Annotated in this window: 20 protein-coding genes; 6 read left to right on the top strand and 14 right to left on the bottom strand. The window is 70.0% G+C overall.

Annotation, left to right across the window (positions count from 1 at the left end; genetic code table 11):
* Positions 1–146: 146 nt before the first annotated feature.
* The gene (locus ACSHV8_RS13175; RefSeq protein WP_436532758.1) at positions 147–2,330 is read right to left on the bottom strand and encodes a hypothetical protein; all 2,184 of its coding nucleotides are present in this window, start codon (positions 2,328–2,330) and stop codon (positions 147–149) included.
* A 162-nt stretch (positions 2,331–2,492) separates the two neighbouring features.
* Between ACSHV8_RS13175 and ACSHV8_RS13170 the strand changes: the two genes are divergently transcribed.
* Complete coding sequence (locus ACSHV8_RS13170; protein WP_436532756.1) at positions 2,493–2,681, top strand: hypothetical protein; 189 nt, start codon at positions 2,493–2,495, stop codon at positions 2,679–2,681.
* Between the two features lie 104 nt (positions 2,682–2,785).
* Here the strand turns inward: ACSHV8_RS13170 and ACSHV8_RS13165 are convergent, their stop codons facing one another.
* From ACSHV8_RS13165 to ACSHV8_RS13150, 4 genes are all read right to left on the bottom strand, one after another.
* Positions 2,786–4,699 carry a M3 family metallopeptidase gene (locus ACSHV8_RS13165; protein ID WP_436532754.1) on the bottom strand — a complete coding sequence of 638 codons (1,914 nt, stop codon included), beginning with the start codon at positions 4,697–4,699 and terminating at the stop codon, positions 2,786–2,788.
* 55 nt (positions 4,700–4,754) lie between these two features.
* A complete protein-coding gene (locus ACSHV8_RS13160) occupies positions 4,755–5,735 on the bottom strand; it encodes an MsnO8 family LLM class oxidoreductase (protein ID WP_436532752.1) in 981 nt (326 codons plus the stop codon).
* A gap of 169 nt (positions 5,736–5,904) precedes the next feature.
* The gene (locus ACSHV8_RS13155) at positions 5,905–6,720 is read right to left on the bottom strand and encodes an SAM-dependent methyltransferase (protein WP_436532750.1); all 816 of its coding nucleotides are present in this window, start codon (positions 6,718–6,720) and stop codon (positions 5,905–5,907) included.
* Positions 6,721–6,779: 59 nt separating this feature from the next.
* Positions 6,780–8,252, bottom strand: a complete 1,473-nt coding sequence (locus tag ACSHV8_RS13150) for an amidase (protein WP_436532748.1) — start codon at positions 8,250–8,252, stop codon at positions 6,780–6,782.
* 138 nt (positions 8,253–8,390) lie between these two features.
* On the opposite strand from ACSHV8_RS13150, the gene ACSHV8_RS13145 reads away from it, so the two are divergent.
* A complete protein-coding gene (locus ACSHV8_RS13145; RefSeq protein WP_436532746.1) occupies positions 8,391–9,056 on the top strand; it encodes a M15 family metallopeptidase in 666 nt (221 codons plus the stop codon).
* 256 nt (positions 9,057–9,312) lie between these two features.
* Here the strand turns inward: ACSHV8_RS13145 and ACSHV8_RS13140 are convergent, their stop codons facing one another.
* The 3 genes from ACSHV8_RS13140 to ACSHV8_RS13130 form a co-directional block, all read right to left on the bottom strand.
* Positions 9,313–10,071 carry a methyltransferase domain-containing protein gene (locus ACSHV8_RS13140; RefSeq protein ID WP_436532745.1) on the bottom strand — a complete coding sequence of 253 codons (759 nt, stop codon included), beginning with the start codon at positions 10,069–10,071 and terminating at the stop codon, positions 9,313–9,315.
* A gap of 193 nt (positions 10,072–10,264) precedes the next feature.
* Positions 10,265–13,030: a BTAD domain-containing putative transcriptional regulator gene (locus ACSHV8_RS13135; protein WP_436532743.1), complete on the bottom strand. Its 2,766-nt coding sequence runs from the start codon at positions 13,028–13,030 to the stop codon at positions 10,265–10,267.
* A 76-nt stretch (positions 13,031–13,106) separates the two neighbouring features.
* Complete coding sequence (locus tag ACSHV8_RS13130) at positions 13,107–13,589, bottom strand: DUF2690 domain-containing protein (protein ID WP_436532741.1); 483 nt, start codon at positions 13,587–13,589, stop codon at positions 13,107–13,109.
* Between the two features lie 215 nt (positions 13,590–13,804).
* Here ACSHV8_RS13130 and ACSHV8_RS13125 point away from each other — a divergent pair, with 215 nt between their 5' ends.
* The 4 genes from ACSHV8_RS13125 (at position 13,805) to ACSHV8_RS13110 (ending at position 18,340) form a co-directional block, all read left to right on the top strand.
* Positions 13,805–14,485, top strand: a complete 681-nt coding sequence (locus ACSHV8_RS13125) for a hypothetical protein (RefSeq protein ID WP_436532739.1) — start codon at positions 13,805–13,807, stop codon at positions 14,483–14,485.
* 87 nt (positions 14,486–14,572) lie between these two features.
* Positions 14,573–17,119, top strand: a complete 2,547-nt coding sequence (locus tag ACSHV8_RS13120) for a hypothetical protein (protein WP_436532738.1) — start codon at positions 14,573–14,575, stop codon at positions 17,117–17,119.
* A 54-nt stretch (positions 17,120–17,173) separates the two neighbouring features.
* Positions 17,174–17,824, top strand: coding sequence for a hypothetical protein (locus tag ACSHV8_RS13115; protein ID WP_436532736.1), 651 nt, complete (start codon positions 17,174–17,176; stop codon positions 17,822–17,824).
* A 111-nt stretch (positions 17,825–17,935) separates the two neighbouring features.
* Positions 17,936–18,340, top strand: coding sequence for an NUDIX domain-containing protein (locus ACSHV8_RS13110; RefSeq protein WP_436532735.1), 405 nt, complete (start codon positions 17,936–17,938; stop codon positions 18,338–18,340).
* A gap of 158 nt (positions 18,341–18,498) precedes the next feature.
* Here the strand turns inward: ACSHV8_RS13110 and ACSHV8_RS13105 are convergent, their stop codons facing one another.
* The 6 genes from ACSHV8_RS13105 to ACSHV8_RS13080 all read right to left on the bottom strand — a co-directional run bounded on the left by ACSHV8_RS13105 (position 18,499) and on the right by ACSHV8_RS13080 (position 25,845).
* Positions 18,499–19,206 (bottom strand): VOC family protein, encoded by a 708-nt coding sequence (locus tag ACSHV8_RS13105; protein ID WP_436532733.1) that lies wholly within the window; start codon positions 19,204–19,206, stop codon positions 18,499–18,501.
* A gap of 139 nt (positions 19,207–19,345) precedes the next feature.
* Positions 19,346–19,978, bottom strand: coding sequence for a hypothetical protein (locus ACSHV8_RS13100; protein WP_436532731.1), 633 nt, complete (start codon positions 19,976–19,978; stop codon positions 19,346–19,348).
* 369 nt (positions 19,979–20,347) lie between these two features.
* Positions 20,348–21,058 carry a hypothetical protein gene (locus tag ACSHV8_RS13095; protein WP_436532730.1) on the bottom strand — a complete coding sequence of 237 codons (711 nt, stop codon included), beginning with the start codon at positions 21,056–21,058 and terminating at the stop codon, positions 20,348–20,350.
* Positions 21,059–21,213: 155 nt separating this feature from the next.
* Entirely contained in the window at positions 21,214–22,773 is a 1,560-nt protein-coding gene (locus ACSHV8_RS13090) for an arabinofuranosidase catalytic domain-containing protein (protein WP_436532729.1), read from the bottom strand.
* A gap of 277 nt (positions 22,774–23,050) precedes the next feature.
* A complete protein-coding gene (locus ACSHV8_RS13085) occupies positions 23,051–24,460 on the bottom strand; it encodes an RICIN domain-containing protein (protein ID WP_436532727.1) in 1,410 nt (469 codons plus the stop codon).
* On the bottom strand, positions 24,460–25,845 hold the full coding sequence (locus ACSHV8_RS13080) for a pectinesterase family protein (protein WP_436532725.1): 1,386 nt from the start codon (positions 25,843–25,845) through the stop codon (positions 24,460–24,462). Before ACSHV8_RS13080 ends, ACSHV8_RS13085 begins: the two co-directional genes overlap by 1 nt.
* Between the last annotated feature and the right edge of the window lie 6 nt (positions 25,846–25,851).

The following is a 25,851-nucleotide window of genomic DNA, read 5'->3' as shown; positions in this document are numbered from 1 at the left end:
GAATCCGGAAGCCTCGGGCACCGCGGTGAAACGTACACCGAAAGGGTTTTGAAGTAGGTCCATGATGCCGGCCTTGACCCGGGCCGAAGGCGAAATAGGACCGCAGCTCGCGACTGTCCGAGCCGAAGTCTTCGGCCCGGACCTGTTCAGTCAGATAGATCGAGGCTGGTGGCGATCTCGCCCGATCCGGTCAGGCCGAAGCGGCGGATCCGGTCGGCGCCGGCGGAATCCCCGGCTCCCTCCCGGATCCGGGCCAGCACCCACAGCGCGCTGCTGTTGCCCAGGTCGGCAGCTTGCCGGCACAGCGCCTCGGCCCCGGCGAAGTCGCCGTCGCGGACTTGGCGGCCGACCCTCCCCCATATCTCGGCGGCTTGCGGGCTGGCGTTCATCGCCCCCAACAGCATGGCCCCGTCGTCGTCGGCGCGCGTGTTCAGCCGAGTCAGCTCCTGTCGGGCCGCCAGGTCCCGGAGTCGGTCGAGGTTCTGCAGCTCGGCCATTTGGTAGAACCAGAGGGAGTCGCTGGAGCGGGGTGTCCCCAACATGCCCGGGGCCTCTTGGCGCAGCGCCTTGAGGTCGCGCAGGGCGACAATGTCACCGCGTTGCGCGGCCTGCCGGTACAGCGCTGCGGCCCCGGCCACGTCGCCCGTCTGTTCGCGCAGTGCGGCCAGCTCCCGCAGGACCAGGACGTCGCCCTGGTCGGCGGCCCGGATCGCCATCGCCTCGGCGCCGGCGCTGTCACCGGCCGCGTCGAGCCGGCGCGCCAGTTCCCGCATCCCGATCGTGTCGCCGCGGTCGGCGACCAGCCGGTAGAACATCGCCGCATGCTGGTACCGGCCGCGGCCCTCCGCCTGGCGGCCGAACGTCATCAGCGTGCCGGATTCGGTGGCCACGGACGCCACGGCTCGCCAAAGACTGTCCGGCGGGTACACGCCGTGCCGTTCGATGACGCCGAGCTGCTCCAGGTAGTCGGCGAGCCGGTAGAGCGGCTGGCCGGCCGGCGTGATCTCCTCCCCGGGCCGGGCCCGGATCCGGGTCAGCGCTCCCCGCGCGCCTGCCGAGGACACCGCGGTGTAGGTCAGCGCCCGGTCCAGCCAATCCTCGCCGAGACTGTCCCACTCGTCGTTGTCGAGGTAGCCGGGTGCGGCCTGTTCCAGCAGGGCGCGGGACAAAGCGAGCGGGTGCCCGAGTCGGCGGGCGTCCATCGCGACCCGCAGGACGGCCCGGGCCGCCGGTGGCGCGGTGCGGTACTGTGCTTCCAGGACGGGCGCTCCGGCCAGGTATTGGGTGATCCGGCCGTTCTCGGCGTGCCGGGCCGCGTATCGCAGCCGGACATCGGTGGTCGGGCCGGTCAGCGCGGCCATCTCGGCGGCGGTGAACGTTTCGGTCAGAGTTACCGCGGTGCCGGACAGCAGCTCCCGGGCCTGCGCGTAGACGTCCGGGCTGTCGCCGCCAGGGCGAGTCGTCAGGGTGGTCCAGTAGTCCGGCCACAGGGTGGCCAGGACCAGCACCGGGGTACGGTCCGGATCCCGCAGCAGGGTCCGCAGAGCGGCGGCGATCCGCTCGCCCCGGGCCGTGTCGGTGGGCATCAGGTAGTGCTGGGCTTCGTTGAGCCACACGATCGTGTACGGACCAACGCGGTCCAGTTCGGCCAGCGCCGCGTCGAGGCGGGTCGGATCGTACGGGTGCCAGATCCGCCACCGGCCCGGCTGTTGTACTTCCAGGTAGCAGGCGAGTTCCCAGCCTGCCCGGGTCTTGCCGGTGGACGAGCCACCCACCAGGGTGATCAGCCGTGACCGTCCGTTGTCGAGCAGGGCGTCGGCGATCTTGCGCAGGTCGACGTCGTGCGATCGGATGACGTAGTCGGGCAGTACCGCGCCGGGTTCGGTGCCGGGGATCTGGATGGCCGGGTGCACTTCCAGGGCGAGCGGGTCGCTGTCGCCGATCGGTTCGCCGAGCCGTCCGGCGACCGTCGGATCGCTGCGCTCGTCGGCCGCGCGGGGCGGCTGCCGGCCGCCGGGTTCCCTGCTGAGCTGGCGCTGGCGCAGGGCCCGTTCGTGGACGGCCAGCCACCAGGACAACGGATGTGGACGGTAGCCGGGATCGCGAGCTGTCCGCTGTTGCAGGCAGCCGACCAGAAACCGGACCACCGCCGGGTCGGCCGGCACCGCCCGGCCACCGAACCAGTCACTCAACCGCTGGCTGCTGATCTGCAACGGCGGCCGCTGGGCGGCGGCCTGGCGGACCAATGTGGCGTACGAGATCGAGCCGGTCGCCCGGCGCAACTTGTCGAGAGCGGCGAAGAACTCGTCCGCGGCCGGGTTCCCGGTCATCACCGGCCTCCGGCCGGGTGTCCGGACCCGGACCGGACCGGACAGTTGGCTACCCGTGGTGACCTGGACACGCTCAGACAGTAACCGAGGCAGACATCGACGGACAGCCGCCGGATGCCCGAGAACTGGGGCACCGATGCCCGACCAGCCGGGGAGCCCTCGATGTCCACTGCGCTCGACATGATCCAGAACGGTGCCTTCGCCGCGGGCGCCGGCGCCGTTCTCTACAGTTCCACCGTCACCGCAGCCGCCATTACCGCGTTGGTGTCCCGGAGCGCAGATCGGCGCCGCGACGCCCGCACCGTTCTCACCATCCTGCTTCGCGCTCGCAACGACGCAGGCCGCCGCTGATGCCGCCCGAAGCATGAACTTCCAGCTCAAACCAGCACGCGGACAGTCGAGGTGCGTTCCGCCGCCGCGGGATGGCGTTGCGCGCTGAAGAGGATCAGCTGCTGTCAGGAGAGCCATTCCCGGTAGGCCGCCGAGTTGTATGGGCGGCCGAGGAAGTCGGCCACCAGCTCGGCGGCCGGGGCGGACGAACCTCGGGAGAGGACACGGTCGCGGTAGCGGCGGGCCACTCCCGGATCCCGGATGCCCTCGGCGGCGAACGCGGTGAACAGGTCCTTCGCGATCACCAGCGACCACTGATACGTGTAGTACAAAGCCGAATACCAGGACAGATGCAGAAAGCTCACGTACGAGTACACGTCGCCCGGGACGGGATACGGCAGCATCCGCTCGGCGGCGGCCCGCTCGACCTGCTCCGGGGACAGTGATGATGTGTGCAGGCCGAGGCTCAGCGCGGCGAGGAACAGTTGCCGCCGGGTGTCCAGTGACCGGCCGAACTCCGCGGCCGCGCGCATCCGGTCCACCTCGTCGGCCGGCAGGGGTCGGCGGGTCTCGTGGTGCACGGCGAAGGCGGCCAGCGTGGGCGCGTCGGCCATCCACTCCTCCAGCATCTGCGACGGTGTCTCCACGAAGTCCCATTCCACGCTGAGCCCGTTCAGGCCCGCCCATTCGCCCTGCCCGGACAGGACGTAGTGCAGCAGGTGCCCGAACTCGTGCAGGAAGGTGCGCACCTCGGACGGCAGCATCAGTGCCGGCGCCTCGCCCGGTTGCGGGAAGTTGCCGACCAGGGTGCACTCGGGCATACGCCGGCCGGCTTGGCCGGAGTCCATGGCGAAGACGGCCGCGTGCGTGTACTTGTCCGGGCGCGGGTGCAGATCCAGGTAGATCCGCCCGAGCTTTCCGCTGTTGTCGGACACGTCGAAGGTCTCGACATCCGAGTGCCACACCGACGCCTCGGGCACCGCGGTGAAACGTACGCCGAAAAGGTTTTGAAGCAGGTCCATGATGCCGGCCTTGACCCGGTCGAAGGCGAAGTAGGCCCGCAACTCACGGCTGTCGGAGCCGAAGTCCTCGGCCCGGACCTGTTCGGCCAGGTAGATCGTGTCCCACGGGTCCAGGTCGGTGGCGTCCGGATTGTCGGCGCGTTTGCGGGCCAGCAGCCGCTCCCGGTCGGCTGCCGCCCCCGCCGCGGTGGCCTCGGCGATCTCGTCGATGAACGCGCCGATCGCCGCGCCGGAGCCGATCATCTTGTCCGAGGCGGCGAGGTCGGCGTAGTCGGCGTATCCGAGCAGGCCGGCCAGTTCGGCCCGCACGGCGAGCAGATCGCGCAGGACGGTGATGTTGGCCGGGCCGCCACGCTGCTGGAACAGCCGCCACATGGTCTCGCGCACGCCCGCGTCGTGGCAGTACCGCAGCACCGGCTGGTAGTCCGGGTAGGCCATGCTCAGGTGCACGAGACCGTCGCCGGCCGGCGGTCGTGCGTCCAGATAGTCCGTCGGTAGCCCGGCCAGCGTCTGCGCAGGGAACGCGGCCTGCCGGTGGTCGTCGCGGATGGCGCTCTCGAAGTCCTGCTCCAGGCCGAGCATCCGCAGCTGCAGGTCGCGCACCTTCGCGCGGGTCTCCTCGTCGGCGTCCAATCCGTAGCGGCGCAGGTCACGCAAGGTCCGGTCGAGGTAGTGCCGGGTGGCCCGGTCGTCGGTCTCGACGGTCTGCAGCGCCCGGAACACGTCGAGGTCGAGGCGCACCGCCAGCTCGGCCGCGCGCAGCTCGTGCGCCGCGACCCGGGCGGCGTCGCGCAGTGCGGCCGACGGATGCAGCTGTTGCACGTGTTTGGCCAGGTTGCCGCCGTCGGCGAGCAGGGCGCGGGCGTCGTCGTACCGGTGCAGGAGTTCAAGGCCCTTCGCCTCGCCCCGGGTGATCGCGGCGATGTGGTCGCGGGCCTCGCCGATGCGCTGCCGCATCCGCGCGAGCAGGTCCGCGGGCGGGCCGGCGATGAGATCGGCTGCGGTGACGACTCCCATGTGTACCTCTTCCGGTCACGGTGATGGGTTCGTCCCTATTCTGCCGTGGCCGGCGTTACGACCGGGAGAACATGGCGGCCAGGGCCGCGTCCGAGCTGTGCAGGGCGGCGCGGTCGAAGGTGCTGCTCGCGGTGACCAGTTCGGCGGCGCCGGTGCGGTCGAGCAGTTCGGTGAGCCGGCGTTCGACCCGGTCCGGCGGGCCGGTGATCGCCGCCGCGGCGGTCTGTCCCAGGTACTCCTGCTGGCGGGCGGTCTTGGTGGCGGCCCGGGCGGCGGCCACCGGTTCCAGGGGCGGGAACACCCCGGTGGTACGGCTTTGCGCCATCGCCCACGCTTCTGGCAGCAGCAGGTCGGCGGCTTCCGCGTCGGTGCCGGCGACCAGCACGTCGAGGCTGATCGCGACCCACGGTTCGGGCTGCTGCTCGGACGGGCGGAACTCGCGCCGGTAGCCGGCCAGCGCCTGCTCGCCGCCGGCGCGCAGCAGCGGGCCGCCGACGATCACCGGGAGCCCGAGTCGGGCCGCGATCGGCAGGCCGGTTCCGGTGGCCAGCACGTACATCGGAATGGGGGCGGCCGGCTGCGGGCGCACGGAGATCTCCGCCGTACCCCGAAGGAAGTTTTTCAGTTCTTGAAGGTCGGCGGCGAAGTCGCCGTCGGCCTGCCGCAGGGCCCGGCGCACCGGCGCGGTGAAGCCGGGTGAGCGGCCCAGGCCCAGGTCGACGCGGCCCGGCGCGAACGCGGACAGCGTGGCGAACTGCTCGGCGACGACGAGCGGCTGGTGGTGCGGCAGCATCACGCCGGCCGAGCCGAGCCGGATCGTGCTGGTGGCCGCGGCGACGGCGGCCAGCAGCACCGCCGGGGCGGAGCCGGCGATCCCGGGCACGCCGTGGTGTTCGGCGACCCAGAACCGGTCGTAGCCGAGCCGTTCGGCGGCGGCCGCCCGCGCGACGCTGCCCCGCAGCGCCGCGGCCTCCGTCTCCCCCACCCGGACCCGCGAGCGATCCAGCAGGGAGAGGCGAACCTTGGAGTCGATCACAAAAGTGCCAGCGTCCGCCCGGTCCGGCGTTGTTCCCGGACCGGGCGTTCCGTTTCGCCGGTCTCGGCCGGAACGACAAAGGCCCATTGCTTTTCCCGTACGGCCATAGCTGCGCCCCAGCTCAGCGGCAGTCCTTCGACGCCCGCTCGGCCGTTGGTTCGTCTCCTGATCAGTGCCGGACGACGCGGGCCACGAGGCCGTTCATGGCCACGTCGGCGACGGACGGTCGGGGCTGGGGTGCGGTCTCCGGCCACCACTGCGAGATCGACGTGATCGGCCCGACCAGTTGCAGGTCGGGGCGGGCGAACAGCGCGGCCAGCTCGGTTCCGGAACGCACCCGCGCCTGGCTGGCATCGGCCCGGCCGATCCTGGCGGCCTGTTCCGGGGTCACGTGCTCGGGCGTGCCGTGCGAGACGACGACCAGGCTGCCGTCCGGGAGGGCGTCGATCAGGGTGTCGACGATGGCGCGCGGGTTCTCCTCGTCCCTGATGAAATGCAGCACCGCGAGCATCATCAGCGCCACCGGCCGGGTGAGGTCCAGCGCGGCGACGGTGTCGGCGTGGTCCAGGATCTTGCGGGGTTCGCGCAGGTCGGCGTCGATGTAGGCGGTCCGGCCCTGCGGGGTGCCGGTCAGCAGGGCGCGGGCATGGGTGAGCACGAGCGGGTCGTTGTCGACGTACACGATCCGGGCCGCCGGATCGATCTCCTGCGCCACCTGGTGGGTGTTGGGGCTGGTCGGGATGCCGGTGCCGATGTCCAGGAATTGCCGGATGCCCAGCTCCTGGGCGGCGAAGCGCACGCCGCGGTGCAGGAACCACCGGTTCTCCTGCGCGAGCAGCCGTACCGTCGGGAAGTGTTTCTCGATCGCGTCGGCCGCGTCCCGATCGACCTGGAAGTTGTCCTTGCCGCCGAGCCAGTAGTCGTAGCGCCGCGCCGGGTGGGCCGTCGTGCCGTCCACTTTGAACGGTGTGTCTTCGCTGCTCACCACGGCTCCTTCATGAACAACGGACAGGCGTCGATCGGTATCGTATCGAAGATCTTCCGCTACGCGGGCCCGGCGAGCGGGGGTGGTGCGAAGGCACCGAACTCGCGTTCGAGCAGTTCGGCGAAGCGGATCGGTGTGTGGTCCTCGAAGAGCGGACCGATCAGCTGTACGCCGATGGGCAGCCCCTGCGCCGAGCGGGTGATCGGCACCGCGGTCGACGGGAGGCCGGGTGCGGTCGCCATGGCGGCCCAGGCCAGCTGGTCGATGTAGTCGTGCTTCTCGCCGTCGATCGTGATGGTGCGTTTCCCCATCGGCTGGCTGTGGTCGTGCGGGAAGGCCGGGGTCGAGGACACCGGTGCGATCACCAGGTCGACGTCGGTGAACAGCTCGGCCCACTGCGTTCGCTGGACGCCGCGGGCGGTGTCGGCCGTGAGCCAGTCACGATGGCTCAGCACCACGCCCCTCGCCCGTTCGGCGAACAGTGACGTGTCGGACGGGTCGAGGGCGGCCGCCGCCGTCCGGGCCGCCGCGTAGACCTCCGGCGGGAAACCGACCGCGATGCTCGACTGCAGCAGGCGCATGTAGGTGCGGGCGCCCTCGGCCAGATCGGGCAGGTGCGGGCTCCCCCGCCGGACCGTCACCCCGAGCCCCTCCAGCCGCGTGGCCAGTTCGTCGACCGCGGCCAGCACCTCGGACGACACCGGGACCAGAGGGTGCTCCGGCAGGATCAGGACGCGGAATCCGCTCAGGTCGTCGTGCCGGGCCGGGCGCAACGCGGTCCGGTAGGCGAGGCCGAGGCCGGTCTCGTCCGGGTCGGCGAGCAGGCCGAGCATCATCGCGAGGTCGGTCGCGCTGCGGGCCATCGGCCCGACGACGCCCAGGTCACCGCCGATCTCGGGGAGCGGCCGGGTGCCCGGGAACGTGTGCCCGCGCAACGGCAGCAGACCGATCGAGGGTTTGTGCGCGTACACCCCGCAGAAGTGCGCCGGCACGCGCAGCGAACCGCCGATGTCCGACCCCATCGACAGTGCACCGAAACCGGCAGCCAGGGCGGCGGCCGAACCACCGGACGAGCCACCCGGTGTACGCCCGAGGTCCCACGGGTTGTTGGTGGTGCCGTAGATCGCGTTGTACGACTGGAAGTCGCCGAGGGCCAGGGACACGTTCGTCTTGCCGAGGATGACCGCCCCGGCCGCCTTGAGCCGGGCGACCACGACCGCGTCGGCGGCCGGCACGTGATCCTTGAACGGCGGCAGGCCCCAGGTCGTGGGCAGCCCGGCGATGTCGATCGAGTCCTTGATGGTCATCGGGACGCCGAGCACCGGGCCGGCCTCACCCCGGGCCCTCGCCGCGTCGGCCTCGCCCGCCGCGGCGAGGGCCCGATCGAAGTCGGGCACGCAGATCGCGTTGATGTCGCCGTCGAGCCGCTCGATCCGGGCGATCGCCGCCGTGGTCAGCTCGACCGCCGACACCTCGCCCTTCGCCAACGCCGTGGCCAGTCCGGCCGCGGTCGAGTACGCGTAGTCGGTCATGTCCCACAGACTGCCCCATCACGGCGACCCGCGGGGGGCCGCGCCAGCCGCGAAACACCGCCACGGTGGGTAGCCCAGCCGGGTGACACCGGGCCTTCGCGAGGAGGCCGCTGCCGGTGAGGCTGGGAGTATCCGGACGTGCGTCCTTCCGTGCCTGCCTCGATCATGTCGGCCCTGACCAGCGCAGTTCTTGGCGTGATCGGCATCGTCGCGCCGGCTGCGGCCGACGACGGCTATCGGGCTTCGGTCCAGGCCGTTGGCCTCGCCGACGCAAAAGCGATGACCGGCGTCTCGTGGCATCGCGGCTGCCCGGTGCGGATCTCGGAGCTGCGCCGGGTGGAGCTGACGCACTGGGGTTTCGACGGTGCCCGGCACCGAGGTGAGTTGATCGTCCACCAGGATGTGGCGCGCAGCGTGGTGGACATCTTCCACATCCTGTACTCGATGCGTTTTCCGGTCAGGACGATGCTTCCGGTGGATCGCTTCGGCGCCGACGACAACGCGTCGATGGCCGCCGACAACACCTCGGCGTTCAACTGCCGGCCGATCACCGGCTCGACGCGTGGTTTCTCGGTGCACTCGTACGGTAAGGCGATCGACATCAACACGCTGGAGAATCCGTACGTGAAGGGCACGGTCGTGCAGCCGCCGGCCGGTAAGACGTTCACGAACCGTGCCGATGTCCGGCCGGGCATGATCCGGCACGGTGACCCGGTGTGGCGGGCGTTCACGGCGCACGGTTTTACCTGGGGTGGGGACTGGACGTCGCTCAAGGACTATCAGCATTTCGAGGCCCCGGTCTGACAGCGGGGAGGATCACTGCCACGCCTCGAGCGTCAACCGTTCCGCCAGGATCTTCTTGACGTACGAGGGTGGCAGCGGCCGGCTGATGATCCGGGACAGCGGCTGATCGGGATGCAGGCCGAGCCGCCACAGGGCACCCGACCGGCCGGTTCAGGACCGAGCGGGGGCCCGACACCTCGACGCGCTCGACCCGAACCGGGCAGTCTCTTGATCACGACAACCTCGGGCGGGGCGAACGGTGACACCCCGAACTCCGTCACTCCGTTCTGACGCCGACGGCCAGGAGATGTATCGATGTCTCGGCCATGGTTGCCTCAGCGGTGCGCGCTATCTCCAGCGCTTTGACGTTGAGCGTCGGGTCGAGGCGTGCCCATGCGCCGATCGGCCCTTCGACCCCGACGACCCGGATTTCACCGAGTCCTGACGCTTGGAGCTCCGCCGCAAGTTCTTGAGGGTCATGCAGATAGGCGACATTGTCCCAGGCATCCCCGCTGTCGACGCGCCCGTCCAGCATGGTCGACATGGTGTGCTCGTGCCACGTCTGATCATTGAGTTGGTCTCCGGCGGCACGGACGAACAGTCGCCCCCATCGCGAGAGTGCCGCCACCACCACGACTCCTCCCGGCCGCAGTGTCCTGACCGCCTCCGAGAGCGCCTGTGCCCGGTCAGCCGCAGCGGGCAGGTGATAGAGCGGACCCAACAACAGCACGGCGTCGGCCGCCCGGTCGTCCACCGGTATCCGGCGGGCGTCACCCGGAAAGGCCGGCACGCCCCGTGCCCGGGCCTGCTCAATGTGTTTCGGAACCGGGTCGTACAAGGTGACGTCGTAGCCGCGGTCCACCAGGTATCGGGCCTGCCGGCCGGGCCCTCCGCCGATGTCGATCACCGCGGCGGGTGGCGGCGGAAGCCACCGATCCAGAAGTTCACAGGTCCGGACCCACTCGACCCGATTGCGGTCGAGAGTCATCCGGACGTCCTCGTCACCATTCGTGTAGTGGTCGACGACGGCGTCCATAGCCATACCCTGGCCACAGGAACCATCGCCGGCAAGCGATTTGCCGATCCAGAACGAACCCGGAGAGACCGGGACCCAGCCTCGCTGTCCCCTGGCCGGCCCGTTCCGTCGTGTGATCATCCCGGCGTGCGGAAACAGTCCGAATCGCGCTGCCGATCGTGCCGAGCGGCGGGAGGGAACCGGCGGACGACGTTCACTGATGGGAACCTTCGGCGGCGTGGAGTTTCAGGCGGACGGCGTCGCTCCCCGGGTGGTCGAGCTCGGTGAGGATGTCCAGGGCGCGCTGCCAGGCCAGGTGCGCGTCGGTGTCGCGGCCGCTGTCGCGGTAGGTGTCGCCGAGGGCGGCGAGGGATCGACCCTCGTAATAGCGTTCACCCGCGGAGTGCAGCAGGGCCGCGGCGCGCTCGTAGCAGGAGGCGCCGGCCTCGGGATCGCCGAGCAGCTGGTGGATGTTGCCGATCATGGCCAGGGTGATTCCCTCCCCGCGCCGGTTGCCCAGTTCCCGGTGCAGGGCCAGTCCTCGCTCCGACGGGTGCAGCGCCCCCTCCGGTCTTCCGGCTTTGGCCTGGTGGTAACCGAGCCGGGACAACGCGTCGGCCACGCCCGTCCGCAATCCGGCGGCCTCGTAGCAGTGCAGGGCCCGCCGGACACTGTCGTACGCCTCCTGGGGTTTTTCCCATTGGTCCATCAGCCAGGCCAGGTGGCTGTGGACGAGGGCCTGCCCGGCCGGATCGCCGAGGGCGGTGAAGGCTTGCAGGGCGCGGCCGAGCTCGGCGCGGGCGTCGTCGTGGCGGCCGAGCCAGCCGTAGGCGCGGCCCAGCCCGGCCAGCGCGTGGGCCTGTGCGCGGTGGTCGCCGTGCGCGCGGGCGGCGTCGTGGGCGGTCTGCGCGGCGGTGGCCAGGTCCTGCCAGTGCCCGCGCCGGTCGAGGTAGGTGGCGAGGGTCCAGGTGAGCTGCCAGCAGGTGGTGGGTTCGCCGATCGCGGCGGCGTGGCGGACCGCGGCGAGCAGGCCGGCGTGTTCGCGAGTGAACCAGGCGAAGGCGGCGGCCTGGTCGGTGTGGTGTTCGGTGACCGGCGACGACGGGGGTTCCGGCAGGACGATCGGATCCCGGTACGGGTTGAGCTGCCGGTCGGCGGCGTGGGCGGTGTGCAGGTAGTACGCCAGGAGCCGGCCGACCGCCTCGGTCCGTTCGCGGTCGCTGAACTCGCGGTGGGCCTGTTCGCAGGCGTACGCGCGGAGCAGATCGTGGAAGGCGAACCGGCCGGGGCGGTGTTCGGTCAGGAGGCTGGCGCGGATCAGTTCGGCCAGCAACGCCCGGGCCTCGGGCAGCGGCCGGGCGGCCAGGCCGGCCGCCGCGTCGGCCGAGATGTCCGGGCCGGGGTGCAGGCCCAGCAGCCGGAACATCCGCGCCGCGGCCGGGGTGAGCGCCGAGTACGACCAGGAGAACACCGCCCGGACCTGCCCCGGCCGGTCGCCGGTGTCGAGGACGTCCAGCAGGCGGCCGGCGTCGGCCAGTTCGGCGGCGACCGCGGTGACCGGGAAGCCGGTGACCTGGATCCGGGCGGCCGCGATGGTCAGGGCCAGCGGCAGCCGGTCACAGGCGCCGATGATCCGGGCGAGCGCGTCGCGGTCCGGGCCGGCGGCCACCGCGCCCAGCCGTTCCGTCAGCAGTTCGCGGGCCTCACCGTTGGAGAGCACGCCGAGGGGGAACGGGCGGGCGCCGTCGACGGCGACCAGCCCGTTGAGCTGGCTGCGGCTGGTGACCACGGTGACGATGCCGTCGTCGCCGGGCAGCAGGGGCCGGACCTGCTCGGCGTCACGGGCGTTGTCCAGCACTACCACCATGCGGCGCCCGGCCACCTCGCTGCGGTACAGCCCGGCCTGCGAGTCGAGGCGGTCCGGGATCCGTTCGGCGGCCACGCCCAGCGCCGCGAGGAAGCCGCGCAGGGCCTCGCCGGCCGTGGTGACCTGCCCGTCGTCGTAGCCGCGCAGGTTCACGTAGAGCTGGCCGTCCGGGAAGCGGTGCCGGGCCCGGTGCGCCCAGTGCACCGCCAGCGCGGTCTTGCCGACGCCGGGCGGCCCGGTCAGCAGGCACACCGGGGCGCGGGCGCCGCGGCCGGCGGCCCGGTCGAGCCGGGTCAGGTGATCCTTGCGGCCGACGAAACCGTACGGACCGGCCGGCAGCAGAGCCGGTCCACGTCTACGGCGGGCGGGCCGATCGGGGGCGGTGGCCGGGCCGGGCCGGTCGCCCCGGAGGACCAGCAGGTGGGCCTCGCGCAGTTCGCGGGACGGGTTGACGCCGAGGTCGTCCGCCAGACGGCCGGCGATGGTGGTGTAGATGCCGAGGGCGTCGGCGGTGCGGCCGAGCGCGTGCTGGACCCGCATCAGCATCGCGGCGACCGGCTCGGCGTACGGATCAGCGCGAAGCAGTGCGGCCAGCGGCGGCACGGTCACGGCCGCGGTGCCCCGGTTCAGCTCGGCCCGGGCCCATTCGAGCGTCACGTCCTGGTGTTCGCGTTGCAGGGCGGCGCGCGTCTCGGCCGCCCAGGGGCTGGTCAGGCCGGACAGCGGCAGGCCGCGCCACAGTCCGAGGGCCTGGTGCAGCAGGTCCGGATCGCCGCCCCGCTGCCGGGCTCGTCCGGTGAGCGTCCGGAACCGGTGCAGGTCGACCAGGCCCGGATCGCCGTCGAGCAGGTAGCCGCCGGAGCGCCGGACGAGCCGGACAGCGCCGGCGGCCTCCAGGATCTTGCGGAGCCGGGCGAGGTAGGAGTGCAGGGTGGCGCGGGCCTGATCGGGCGGCCGGTCCCCCCACACGCGGTCGATCAGGACGTCGGCCGGTACGGCCGGGCCGCGGTCGCAGGCGAGCGCGGCCAGCACGCTGCGCTGGCGGGGCGTTCCCAGGCCGACCGGGCCGGTCCGGACCCACACCTCCACCGGCCCGAGCAACCGAAGATCCACCGACGTCCCCCGAACCCCGCGCATCAACGCTAGGAGTTTGACGACGGTGAATCCCGGGGTCAAGCGGCCGGTCCGCTCAGTAGGCGGCGGTCTCCGCGTACTGGTCGGCGTTGAAGTACCTGACCTGCGCATTGGCGTACGAGGTCAGCCCGGCGTCGTTGACCATGGGCGTGTAGCAGGTGTACGTCCGCAGGTCGTTGCTCCAGCCGACGTTGCTGCACCGATAGTGCTTGTTGTCGCCGATCCGGATGATCTGCCCGATCGGGCTGTTGGTGGCGCCCCGCTCCCAGTCCTCCTTGTAGAGCTGGATGCGGGCCCACGTCGTACGGCAGACCGAGCTGTACCGCAGCTCGATCACGCCGATGGCGTAGTTGCCGTTCACCAGGACGAACACGCTGTGGGCGGTCTTGGTGCTGCCGCATCCCATGGCGATCGGGTCCTTCCCGTCGCAGGAGTACCCGGAACAGCCGGCGGCCAGAGCGACCTGCGGCTGGGCGGCGACGATGCCCGTTCCCAGCGCGAGCGCCACGAGTACCCGCGCCATCATGGACTTGATCAATTAATCCTCCCCGAGTGGCGAATGCCGTCAGGCTGCCCGAGCGTCATGGAGGTTTCCTTGCAGTTTTCCTGTGGTCCGCAGCCGCACCACCGTCGGCCTTTCCACCCCCAAATGCCCGATTAACGTACGGAAATCGAAGCTCTTGATGTTTGGGGGATTTGGCCGAAATCCCGGGTGGGCGGGGTGTTCTTGCAGGTCGGACCTATGATTCGGCCATGCCCAACGAGCCTCGCCGGCTGTCGACCGGATCGACGACTGCCGCCCGCATCATCGGTGCCGTCTTCGGCCTGGTCTTCGCCTCCTTCGGCGTTCTGTTCGCGGCCGGGGTGCTTTTCACCGAAACGCTCGGCCCGTTCGGTGCGACCTCGGACTGTGTGAAGCCCGACGACGTCGCCGGCCTGCCGCCCGAGCTGCTGCCCGACGGCCTCGACTACTGCGGGAGCTGGCTGCCGGACGGCATCAGCGTCTTCGGCGTCGTCGCCGTGCTCGCCGGCGGCTTCTTCGCTCTGGTCGGCCTGCTGATCGTGCTCGCCTCGCTGCGCGGCAGCGCCGCCTGGCTGGACGGGGCGAGCCTGCGGGTCCGGCGCACGTTCGGCACCCGCACCGTCGACCTGTCGACCGCCGACGTGACCGCCGGCATCGTCACCCACACCAGCAGCGACGAGACCCGCACCCGGGTCCGGCGCGTGCCGACCCTGATCGCCCGTGACCCGGCGACCGGGCGCAAGGTGACGCTGGCCCTGCAGGGTACCGGCCTGGACCGGCTGCCGCCGCCCGAGCTCCGCGCGCTCGCCGACGCCATCACCATCAACCGCCCGGAATCGGACGTGGACGCGTATCGGATCGCCCAGCAGCTGCGGGAGATGGCCGACAACCCGCTCGAACTGCACCGCTGAGGTTCCGGTCCCCCGCCGGGCGGCGGCGGGCTGATCATGCTGTTAGCGTCCTCCTCCGATAGTCGTTCGTCGATAACGGGGGAACTCTTGCCGTCTCGTACCCGGCGATGGGCGGCCGCGACCGCGGCCGTCTGTCTCGCACCCGCTCTCGCCGTGGCCTCCGCGCCCGGCGCTGCCCAGGCTGCCTGCACCTCACCGATCACCGTGCCGGTCGCGGCGAGCGCCCAGCGCGCCGACCGGACGTCGGTCGCGCTCGGCAACACCCAGACCGCGTTCACGCCGGCGTCGGGCAGCATCGCCTGGGCACCGCAGGCGATCGGCACCGACGTCGTCACCCGCGATGCCGGGACCGGCGCTGACACCGTACGCAAGCAAATGCTCTTGATTTATTCGGCGACCCGCGACATCTCGCAGGGGCCGACCGCGACCTCGTCGGGTGCCCGGGTGTCGGCCGACTCGGGGGCCACGTTCACCGCGGCGCCGTCCACGGTGGTCGGCTCGGCCCTCAGTGAGATGGGCCAGCTGCTCGACGGGCAGCTGCTCGGCGTCCAGTTCGTGATCAACGGCGGGGTGACCTACAGCACCGACGGCAGCCAGCAGCGGGCCGACTTCCCGCTGATCCTGAGCCTGTCCCGGGACAAGGGCAAGACCTGGTCGCGGGTGCAGGCCAAGACCGGGTTCACCGACTCGCAGCTGCCGGCCGTGCTGCCGGTGCGCAAGGTGTCGACGCTGCGCGGGATCCGGGCAGCCGGGCGGCCGATCCAGATGACCAACGGCACGCTGGTGCTGCCGGTCTACTTCAACATGTGGAACGGTCAGAAGAATGCCAACGGCAGCGAGCAGACGATCGCGTTCGCCGCGGTGCTGACCGCGCACCCGGGCTTCGCCGACGGCACGATCAACACGGCCGCCACCTGGGACTTCACGCTGCGCCCGATCTCGGCCAGCGCCACCGTCGACTTCACCGAGACCGCGGTGATCGAACGCCAGGACGGGCTGCTGCTCGCGGTCACCCGGCAGGACGCGGCCGTGCAGTTCCTGACCTACCGGCTGTCGTCCAACGAGGGCGCCACCTGGACCGACTACAAGCAGGTGAGCTTCGCCGACCAGGCCGGCTGCGCGGTCAGCGGGGTCTACCCGCAGCTGGCGATGATGCCGTCCGGGCAGCTGCTGCTGGGCAGCGGCCGGCCGGACAACTGGCTGGCCGTCTCCACCGACGCGACCGGCACCAGCTGGATGCTGGAGCAGCAGACGTATTGGAACGCCCCGGTCAGCGGCACGTGGTGGTACGGCTCGTCCGGTTACACCTCGCTGGTGCCGACCGGCGGGACCCGGCTGCTGCAGTTCGCCGACAACTGTGCCGCCCCCAACGGCGGCGGGGTCAACGGCTGCGCGTCGAACCTGACCTTCGACCACGACCGTAACTACCGGATCGTCGACCGGCAGGTGGGCATCCTCCCGGCCGGCCTCGGCAAGATCGACCTGGCCGGCAAGCTGCGGCACGGCACGGTCACCCTGGACACCGACCTGACCGGGGTGCCGCCGGTGGGGGCGGTCACCCCGCCGACCCCGTACGGCAGCACGCCGTCGGCCGCCGACGCCACCAGCACCGGCTACTGGTCCGGCGCGGAAGGCGCGATCGACGGCAGCAACGCGTACTGGGCGGGCGCGCTGTCCAGCCGCGCCGACGGCACCGGCACCTACCAGCTGAACCTGGACCGGACGTACCACCTGACCACCATCGGGCTGGGCCTGCTCCCCGGAGTCGCCGCCGGCGCCCGCGTCAGCACCTCCACCGACGGGACCACCTGGACGCCGGCCACCCTCGGCTACCCGGCCGGCAGCGCCGACCCGGGCGAGACCGGCCTGATCCGTACGGCCGGTGACCGCGCCCTGCGCTACTACACGCTGAACGCGACGGCCAAGTACCTGCGAATCACCACCGAGGCCTCCACCTGCACCACGGTCGGCGGCCCGGACGCCTGCAGCATGATCAACGAGCTGGAGCTGTACTCGACGGTCAACTCGTTCGAGAACGAGTTCGCCATCCCGCACGGCGTGTCGGACGTGGCCTGCGCCCGGGTCACCTCGGTCTGGGGCAACGGCGACCCGGACCACGACAGCGAGCACGGGGTACGGCTCAACGACGGCACCGACACGACGTACTGCGACGGCAGCACGACGATCGGCAAGTTCGTCTACCCGGGCCCCGGCGTCTCCCTGCCGGCCGCGCCGGCCCGCACCCTGCAGGCCGGGATCTACCCGGTGACCAACACCAACGGCATCCTGTTCGACATCAACGGGGTCCGGGCCAGTGATCACAAGGCCGCGGTCATCTACCACCTGGGCATCAACAGCGGGAACCGGTGGATGGCCTGGACCAGCGCCGGCGGCTGGACCGGCCTGGGCGGGGCGGCCGTACCGCTCAAGTCGTGGACGACCTTCCAGGTCGTGTCCACCACCAGCGGGGCAACGCTGTACACCGTCGACGGGGCCGGGCAGCGGACGCTGATCGGCACGCTGCCGGAGAGCGAGGGCGTTAAGGGCGAATCGTTCACCGGGGCGACGTTCTCCAGCGGAAGCACCCTGGGCATCGGCGATCAGGCCGTGTTCGACGACATCAGCTTCGAGTGACCGAGCGGCCGGGCCCGGAGCGATCCGGGCCCGGCCGCAGGCCTATCAAGGCCGGTGCCCGTTCTGGTCAGCCGAATTCTGTCTCGCCTGGCCGTCACGGTGACGCGACCCGATTTGATCCTGCGCGCGACGGGGCTGGTGAGCGGATGGTCGCGCACGTGCCATGATGCCCTGGTGTCTGTTCTGACCGACTACTTCGCTGCTCCCTCCGACGGTGTGGCGGCGACCGCCGTCGACGGGCAGCCGCGCTTGCTCGATCTCACGCCCGAGGACGTCGCGGCCGGCAAGGCGCTCTATCGGATGTCACCGGACGAGGCGTTGCGGCCGCAGGTGAAAATCGCGCAATCGGGGACACTCGTCGTGCAGAGCAAGGGTGTCGACTCGACCCGCCTGGCACGGCTGGAACAGATTCTTACCGGCCGCCCGGATGACGAGGTGAAGGCCGATCCTCGGCAGGCTGCCCTCGTCGCGCCGGCAGAAGAAGACATCGACGGATGCCTGGTTCTGTCAGTTTCCGACACGGTCCGCGACGCCTTGGCATCGTTGGAACCGGCGGCGCAGCCCCAGGTGGCGCGGCAGTGGGCTGACGCAGAGTTCGACGCGGCCTCGGCGGAGAGCCTGACGATGTTGCTGGGTGCCCTCGCTGAATTGGCGCAGCGAGCCGTCGCCGAGAACAACCGGCTCTACTGCTACGTGGCCTTCTGACCTGCACCGTCCCGTGGCCTGGCTTCGGTCCTGCGGTTTGCGGTCAAAGCGCAACGCTGATCGAGTCGGTCGCGGACGTTCTTGTCGGATGGTCGTGCCAGAATCCCGCCCATGCCCGAGATCGTTACCGCGGCGCTGGTTCGCGAAGGTCGAGTCCTGCTCGTCCACCGAAGTCCGGACCGCCACGTCTACCCGAACGTGTGGGATCTGCCCGGTGGGCACATCGATGCGGGTGAAACAGAGCTGTCTGCGCTCGCCAGGGAGATGGGCGAGGAATTGGGTGTGCGGATAGCGGTCGGATCGGCGATCCATCTGTGCCGGCTGCAGGTGGGCCGCCGAGAAGAATCAGTGCACCTCAGCGCGTGGGTTGTCACGGAATGGGAGGGGACACCGACAAACGCAGCCCCCGAAGAACACGACGAGATCTGTTGGTTCCGGCCCGACGAGTTGCCTGCGCTCGTTCACGAACCCGTACGCGCGGCGGTGGTGGACGCGATGCGGGATACCCACGCCTGAGGCGCGGGTCCCGAACCACTGCCGTTCCCACGATTACGCTCTTCCCTGACCGCCACGCCCGCCATTCTTCGCTGCCGAAGCGCACTGTTGGACCACAACGTCGCCACGCGTTTCCAGCCGACGAGAGGGCATCCCCTACAGCGGCGCCGCCCCCGAACTCATCGCAGCGCCGCCGCCAGGTCGGCAGCGATCTCGAAGGTCGGTGCCGCTCGTCTGGTCTCGTCCGCGTTCAGCGCGACGTCCTCGATGCGGGCCAGCATCGCGGTTGCGGTCTCCCGGTCATCCAGCACCATCGCCAGTTCCGCGCGGTACGCCAGAACCTCCACGTGCGTGACGGGATCATCGTCGGCCTGCGGGCGGGCCAACGCGCTGTCAAGAATGCGGACGGCCTGACCGGCGTCACCCTTGGAGTCGGCCAGCACGACGGCATTCGCCAGCACTTTGGCGAGCCGCCCGGCCGACGCGGGCATCGTCGCGGCGTTCTGGAAGACACGGATCCAGTTGCCGCCCGGGTCAACGACGCTGAATCCGCCCACTCCGTCGGCGTTCCTCCGAGCCCTGGGCCGGGTCATCCGCGGCATTCCGGACACCAGGACCTTGCCGTATGCGGCCCGCATGCCGGCGGCGAAAGCCCGGTGCAGCTCAGCGATGTCCGAGGTGAGCACAAGACAGGAGCCGTAGGACTGCTCCGGATCGAACCCGGCGATCTCGAAGAACTGCAGTTGCAGGTCTTCACGTTGCAGTCCCACGCAGGGGTTGGGTTTGCGCTGCTTGTACGTGGTGCTGAAGCCGAGAACCGTGTAGAAGGCTTCGATGTCGTCGATCGACGCGCAGGGCAGCAGGGGAACGGTTACCTCGTTGGCCATGGCTCCTTCCTAGGCGTCGCGGACACCCCGTCGCACATGGAAATAGCCGATCATCGCCTGGCCCCGCCCGATCGGCCGATCCGCAGCATCACCCGCGTTGGTGGCCGACAGTCGCCTGGGTGGGTTGTCGACCCCGAGCTCACAGCAACGCGTCGACGATCTCGGCTGCCCGGTCCTCGTGGTCGGCGTACGCGTCCGGCACGCCCGATCGCTGCACGGCCTGCGCCGCGTCACCGAGACTCTTGGTCTCCCAGTCGTCGACGCGCAGCAGCCGTTCGTAGAAGGCCCCGGCGGCGTAACGCGGATCCATCAGCTGCGCCACCGTGCCCCACCCCTGGCTCGGGCGCTGCTGGAAGACACCGAGCGAGTCGAAGTTGTCGCCGCTGCCCTCGTTCGGCCGGTCGAGGGAGGCCGGGACCGTCGGATTGGCCAGATTTCGCAGACCGGACTCCTGCAACCCGGTCATCGTCGCCACCAGCATCGCCCGGCGAGGCAGCCCCCGCTGCTGGGCCACCCGCACGATGACCGCGGCAATGTTCATCTGCTTCTGGTTCAGACCCTTGATCGGCCGAGGCGTCCGGGGCACAGGCGACGATGACTTCGCCCGGGCCGACGGCGCCGAGAACACGCGGGCCTGAGGGCTGGCAGCCGCCTTCGTCTGCGGCCGGGCCGTGGAGAACGCGGCGTCGACCGTGACCGGCGCGGCCACCGGCTGGGAGTCGGCTCGGTGGACGGCGAACACGCCACCCGCGGCGGCCGCGACAGCGGTCATCACGACCACGACGGATCTCCCGCGACCGGACCGCCGCCGACGGTGGCGGCGACGAGGCGACCAGTCCGTCTGGTACATGTTCGGCCGATCCCCGAGCCACTGATCGGGTTCGCTCCCGGGCTGCAGATACGCAACGCGGGGGCGCGGAATCCTGTCGGATACCGCCGGTTGATCCAGGTGCGCGGGCGCCACTAACGCGACCGTCCTTCCGTAAACCTTTTCGTGTTACCAGGTCATACGGCGGCCGGCGGCCTCTCGGATCAATTGGATGTTGGCCTCTCCCGACCGGCCCTTTGCCGGGACCGGCCCGGCCCGCCACGAAACAGGACGGCCGAGGAGAAACGCGACCGAGGGACACTTCTCGGCCGATCACAGGTCGGGAGCCCAGAACCACCACGGGGCATCGTCGATGTCGGTGACGAACGAGCCGAGCCGCTCCCCGTAGTGGCGCCCGAGCTGGATACGCAGGAAGTCGTGGAGGTCCTTGCCCCGATACGGCCACTGCTCGACGAGGCGCCAGAGGACACGGCCGGCCGGCTCACGGACCAGAGCCCCTTCGTCGTAGCCAAAGATCAGATCCACCGGCTGATCCCCTGAGTAGTCGGGCAACGTGGCGACGAATCGGGCTGCCAGCAGATCGATCGGACGCTGACGTTCGCTCGCTTCCGCCAACCGGCGACGCTCGTGATCGGCGAGCGCTGCGGCGAGCGCCTGCTCCACGGTCCCGGCCCGGGTCCGCCAGCCGGTGACCTCGTCGAGCGGCACGCTGACCAGACCGGTGATCTCGGTATCGTGCCAGGAGGACTCGACCTCGCCTCGGCGGGTGTTCCAGGAGGTCCAGAACTCGTAGAGGGTGTCGCCGTCCACCTTGCAGACCGCGCCGTACAGGCTGTCGTCGACGGAAGAGGTCCGGCCGCTGAAGATCCGCGTGAGTGTCCAGCCGGTGTCGAGCAGATAGTAGGTGCGCGGCGCGAGGACCGGATCGCCGGCCTGATCCAGGACATGACCGCCGACGGTCTCGGCCGACTCCTGCGGGCCCTCGACAAGGAGTTCACCAGCCGGCGTCATCCAGACCTGCACCGCTGCCACTCCTGCCGCCGTATGGATCTTCACGGTAACCGGGACCCGCCTCCGTTCAGCGGGTCCCGGCGGGCACCCGATCCAGGCCCGCCGGCTCGACGACATGAACGCGGAGGTCCCGCCGGAACTCCATCTCGGTCGGCCGGCGAACGGCCCTACCGGTAGCCTGCGGCGACGATGTTGGCCTGCACCTCGTTCTCGGCCGCCGCGGTGGGATAGCCACTTGTCATGGCGCCTTCGTAGAAGGTGCCGGCGCCCTTGATGCTGTTGTCGCCGCCGGTGCCGAGGATGATCGCACCCTCCTTGCGCATCGGGTCGTATCCGCTGACTGCCGGATCGAGCACCGATTCCGTCGGGCGCACCCCGTCGTAGTAGGTGGATACCGTGCCGCCCTGGGCGTTGCCGGCCCGGATGGCGAAGTTGTGCGGCTTGCCCTTGATCATCGCGGTGAGGTAGCGGTGGGTGAGAGTGGGGTCGTTGGTGTTGTCCTGTGCTTTCGACCCGCCGTAGACGCCGTTCTCCATGTCGGCCAGGACCCACGGGCCGTCACCGGCGCCGGAGCCCCACTTGGTGGTGTTGCCGAAGTAGATGGCCTCCATGGTGCCGTTGCCGTTGTCCTCGCCGTTGGTCTCGGCGTTGCCGTAGTCGAAGCAGCAGCCACCGTTGTAGTGGGTGCCGTCGATGATGTCGTACATGCCCTCGGGGTTGTCGCCGGTGGCGATGCCGGTGGTCTTGTTGTTGCGGTAGCCGACGCCGGGTTCGACATAGACGCCGTACGCTTTGTGTCCGCCGACCGTGGTCGGGGCTTTGGTGGCGTCGGCAAGGTTGTCGTAGCCGCCCGAGGCCGGGCCGGTGAAGTGCCCCGGCGGTGCCTGGTAGAGGTGGTTTCCCTTGCCGGACTGGTCGTAGATGATGCTGATCAGGCAGGTGGTGCCGGAGCAGAACGAGTCCTGCAGGGCAGCGTTGGCCACGCCGCCCGCGGCGAGCGGGGTGATGTTCTTCGTGGTGCCGTCCGAGGCACGTCGGACCTGGTAGAGGTTGCCGTTGTAGGCGGCGTACAGGGCCCGTACGGTGCTGTGCGCGGCCACGCAGGGCGTCCCGCCGCCGGCGTAACTGTCGCAGGGCAGCCGGGGTGTGCTGGTCGGCGGGCTGGTGGTGGGCCCGGAGACGTAGTTGAACGACCACTGCATCCGGGCGATGTCGGAGCAGGTCTCCTCGACGATCGGGTTGTTCCCGGCGGTGGAGCCGTCCTTGTCGCTGACGCACAGGCCGGTGGCGACGTTCTTGACCAGGTACTTGCCGGGCACCCCGGCCGAGGCGGTGAATGTCCAGAGCTGATTGTTCTTGGTCCCGTCACCGCAGCCGTACTGCTGAAGCTGGGTGCCGGAGACCGTCGATGAACTCGGCACGTCGATGCAGCGGGTGCTGTTGACGTTGGTCAGGTTTGCCGGCGCGGAGCCCTGGGCCTTCCACTGCTGGCTGGTCGTGGTGCCGTTGCAGGCCACCTGGATCAGCAGGGCGCTGTTGGCCGTCGACGCAGCCGTGACGTCGACGCACTTGCCGCTGGCGCCCGAGGCGAGTTGGTAGACGCCGCCGGCGACCGGGACGGTGGCCGCCTGCGAGGGCTGCATCGTCAGCGCTACCACCGCGCTGGGCACGGCCAGAGCGAGGGCGGTGACGAGCAGTCGCTTCTTGCGTTGCGGGAACGGAGGCACGGATGATCCTTTCGGCATGCCGGTGCATGGTCGTCGCCCTCTGGTCGGAGAACGGCCGGCCGGGACGGCGAGGTGCCCTCGGATCGAGGACGTCCGGGTGGTAGATGAATCTCGGGCCCGGCGATAACCAAAAGATCGGGTTTCGCCGGCAAAGGCGGACGACGAGTCGGCGGATGTGCGACCCTCCGGGAACCCGCATCACGGACGTTCCTCGGACGGCTTCCGGGATCTGGAGGCCGGGAGGCTGCCCCGGCCTCAGATCTCGTCCGCGTGACGCTCAAACGCCGATGCTCGATTGCGGCCCGGCGTACTGGCGCAGCAGCGCCGGCACGTCGGCCGCCGCGTCGAGGGTGTAGGAGTAGAAACTGCTCGGGGTGAACGCGGACCCGCTCGTCACCTGGTTGCCGGTGCAGTTGACCAGGATGCTGCCGCTCTGCCTGAGCTGGGCCGTCGAGTCCGGGTAGTACGGGTCCTTCACCGTGTCGAAGTAGCTGTTCTCCAGGACCATCTTGGTGGCGCCGCGCGAGTAGTTCCCGTACGACGCGACGTTCTGCAGGTAGTTGTCGTAGAGGTGGGCGTAGGCGACGTTGTCGGTGCTCGGGTTGCGCTGGTTGGTGTCGTGGATCCAGTTGTGATGGATGGTCATCCGGGCGGTGACGTTGTCGGTCCAGCCGATGCCGAAGGCCTTGTTGTTCTCGGCCAGGACGTTCCACGACACGGTCAGGTAGGTGGTGTCCTTGCGCGAGTCGATGAGGCCGTCGTTCATCCGCTCGATCGTGTTGTGGTCGATCCACACGTGGTCGGCGGTGTCCATCTGGATGCCGTCGTAGTCGTAGACCTTGTCGTCCGGGTCGTCGTCGGCCATCCGGGTGTCGCGGATGGTCAGGTTGCGGATGATCACGTTGGTGACGCCAGTGCCCAGGAAGAAGCCGCCGCCGACGATCTGGCCCGAGGTGCCGACCCCGACGACGGTCTTGTCGGAGCTGATCGGGATCTCGGTGCCCTTGGGGCTGATCGTGATCGCGGCGGCCACCCGGATCACGTACGCGCCGGACGCGGCGGCGTACCGGGCCAGGTCGGCCTGGGTGGTGACGGTGACCGTGGTGCCGCCGGCTCCCCCGGTGGTGCCGCCACCGGTGCTCGCGAATCCGTCCGGGGTCGCGGGCCAGGTGCGACCGGACGCGGCGACGAAGGCCCACTGCTTGTTGGTGTTGGCGGTGCACGTCTCCTGGATGATCGCCGCACCGGACGACGTGGACGCGTCCTTGTCGGACAGGCACAGCCCGCTGCCGACGTTGATCACCTGGTAGGTACCGGTGCCGCTGGCGGTCAGCTTCCACTGCTGGTTGGTCTGGCTACCGACGCAGGTGTACTGCTGCACCTGCACACCCGACACCGTCGAGAAGTCCGGCACGTCGACACACTTGCCGCTGTTCACGTTCTTGATCAGATAGCTCGAGCCGGACGCGACCAGCGTGAACTGCTGCCACGCCGAGTTCGCGGTGCAACCCCACTGCTGCAACAACACGGAGTTGGCGGTGGAGGCGCTGGGCACGTCGAGACACAGGCCGGACTTGGTGACCTTGAGCTGGTAGGCGACGCCGGTGGTGGGGGCGGCCGATGCCGGGGTGGGTGCGACGAGCAGCGCCGCCAGGATCAGCAGGGGTGTGATGAGTCGGCGCATCATCAGCCCACCGGGTTCCAGTTGTCGGATCCCGCGAGGTACTTCTGCGGGGTGTAGTTGGCCGCCTGCGAGTCCGCGAGCTGCGGCCGGTTGCTGTTGACGGTCGCTCCGGAGCCGGTGTTCTTGTACTCGAGGAAGCGGGCGTTCTTCCACGAGTTCGACGACATGTCGATCCACGGCTGGGCGGTGGCGATGGTCGCGCTCAGGTTCGACTCCCGGTAGAGCACCTGCGCGTCGGCGCCCCAGGGCCGGCCGAGCTGGGTGGTGTTGTTGGTCGCACCGGTGATCGTGCACTTGTAGAAGAGGAAGCCGTACGGGTTGGCGGCATCGGTTCTGGACGCGGTGATCGGGCCGCCGGTGCTGCGCTTCTCGTAGATCGCAGTGGCGTTGAAGACCGCGGTGCCGCCGCCGAAGATGAAGTCGACGGTGCCCTCGACGTAACTGTTCTTGACGTACGCCCGGTAGTTGTTGATCAGCAGGGTGTCCTGCGCGCCGAGGAACCGCACGTTGTCGAAGACCGACCGGTCGCCGTTGAGGTTGGCCGCGACGGCCTGGCTGCCCTCGCCGTAGTCGTTGGACATGGTCAGGTTGGTGGCGGCGAAGTCGGCGCCGTTGACGAAGACGCTGGCGCTGCCGGAGGTGCCGTAGCCGCCGGCCGAGCTGTGGTTGTTCACGATGACCGTCTGGCTCGCCGACGACCCGAGACCCTGCAGCGTGATGTACGGCTTGTTGGCCGGGACGGTGACGATCTCGCGGTAGGTGCCGGGCGCGATGGTGATGGTCCGGCGGGTGGTGTTGCCGGCCGGCACCGCGTCGATCGCCGCCTGCACGGTGGTGTACTGGCCGCTGCCGTCCTTCGCGACGGTGGCCCCGGCGGTCGAGGCGGTGACGAAGGCCCACTGCTTGTTGGTGTTGGCGGTGCACGTCTCCTGGATGATCGCCGCACCGGACGACGTGGACGCGTCCTTGTCGGACAGGCACAGCCCGCTGCCGACGTTGATCACCTGGTAGGTACCGGTGCCGCTGGCGGTCAGCTTCCACTGCTGGTTGGTCTGGCTACCGACGCAGGTGTACTGCTGCACCTGCACACCCGACACCGTCGAGAAGTCCGGCACGTCCACGCACTTGCCGCTGTTCACGTTCTTGATCAGATAGTTCGAGCCGGACGCGACCAGCGTGAACTGCTGCCACGCCGAGTTCGCGGTGCAACCCCACTGCTGCAACAACACGGAGTTGGCGGTGGAGGCGCTGGGCACGTCGAGACACAGGCCGGACTTGGTGACCTTGAGCTGGTAGGCGACGCCGGTGGTGGGGGCGGCGGACGCCGGGGACGGTACGCCGAGGACGGCGGCCGCGGCGACCAGAGCGAGCGCGGCGGTTCTTCGCATGGGGAT

The sequence above is a fragment of the Actinoplanes sp. HUAS TT8 genome, from assembly GCF_051380535.1.
Classification (GTDB): Bacteria; Actinomycetota; Actinomycetes; order Mycobacteriales; family Micromonosporaceae; genus Actinoplanes.
This window is presented reverse-complemented; position numbering and strand designations above follow the sequence as displayed.

What these genes read in the sequence shown, in the direction of transcription:
- ACSHV8_RS13100 (WP_436532731.1), bottom strand. Translation starts at nt 19,978, where the DNA reads ATGACCGCTGTCGCGGCCGCCGCGGGTGGCGTGTTCGCCGTCCACCGA.
- ACSHV8_RS13170 (WP_436532756.1), top strand. Translation starts at nt 2,493, where the DNA reads ATGTCCACTGCGCTCGACATGATCCAGAACGGTGCCTTCGCCGCGGGC.
- ACSHV8_RS13165 (WP_436532754.1), bottom strand. Translation starts at nt 4,699, where the DNA reads ATGGGAGTCGTCACCGCAGCCGATCTCATCGCCGGCCCGCCCGCGGAC.
- ACSHV8_RS13110 (WP_436532735.1), top strand. Translation starts at nt 17,936, where the DNA reads ATGCCCGAGATCGTTACCGCGGCGCTGGTTCGCGAAGGTCGAGTCCTG.
- ACSHV8_RS13150 (WP_436532748.1), bottom strand. Translation starts at nt 8,252, where the DNA reads ATGACCGACTACGCGTACTCGACCGCGGCCGGACTGGCCACGGCGTTG.
- ACSHV8_RS13085 (WP_436532727.1), bottom strand. Translation starts at nt 24,460, where the DNA reads ATGATGCGCCGACTCATCACACCCCTGCTGATCCTGGCGGCGCTGCTC.
- ACSHV8_RS13105 (WP_436532733.1), bottom strand. Translation starts at nt 19,206, where the DNA reads ATGGCCAACGAGGTAACCGTTCCCCTGCTGCCCTGCGCGTCGATCGAC.
- ACSHV8_RS13140 (WP_436532745.1), bottom strand. Translation starts at nt 10,071, where the DNA reads ATGGACGCCGTCGTCGACCACTACACGAATGGTGACGAGGACGTCCGG.
- ACSHV8_RS13125 (WP_436532739.1), top strand. Translation starts at nt 13,805, where the DNA reads ATGCCCAACGAGCCTCGCCGGCTGTCGACCGGATCGACGACTGCCGCC.
- ACSHV8_RS13175 (WP_436532758.1), bottom strand. Translation starts at nt 2,330, where the DNA reads ATGACCGGGAACCCGGCCGCGGACGAGTTCTTCGCCGCTCTCGACAAG.
- ACSHV8_RS13080 (WP_436532725.1), bottom strand. Translation starts at nt 25,845, where the DNA reads ATGCGAAGAACCGCCGCGCTCGCTCTGGTCGCCGCGGCCGCCGTCCTC.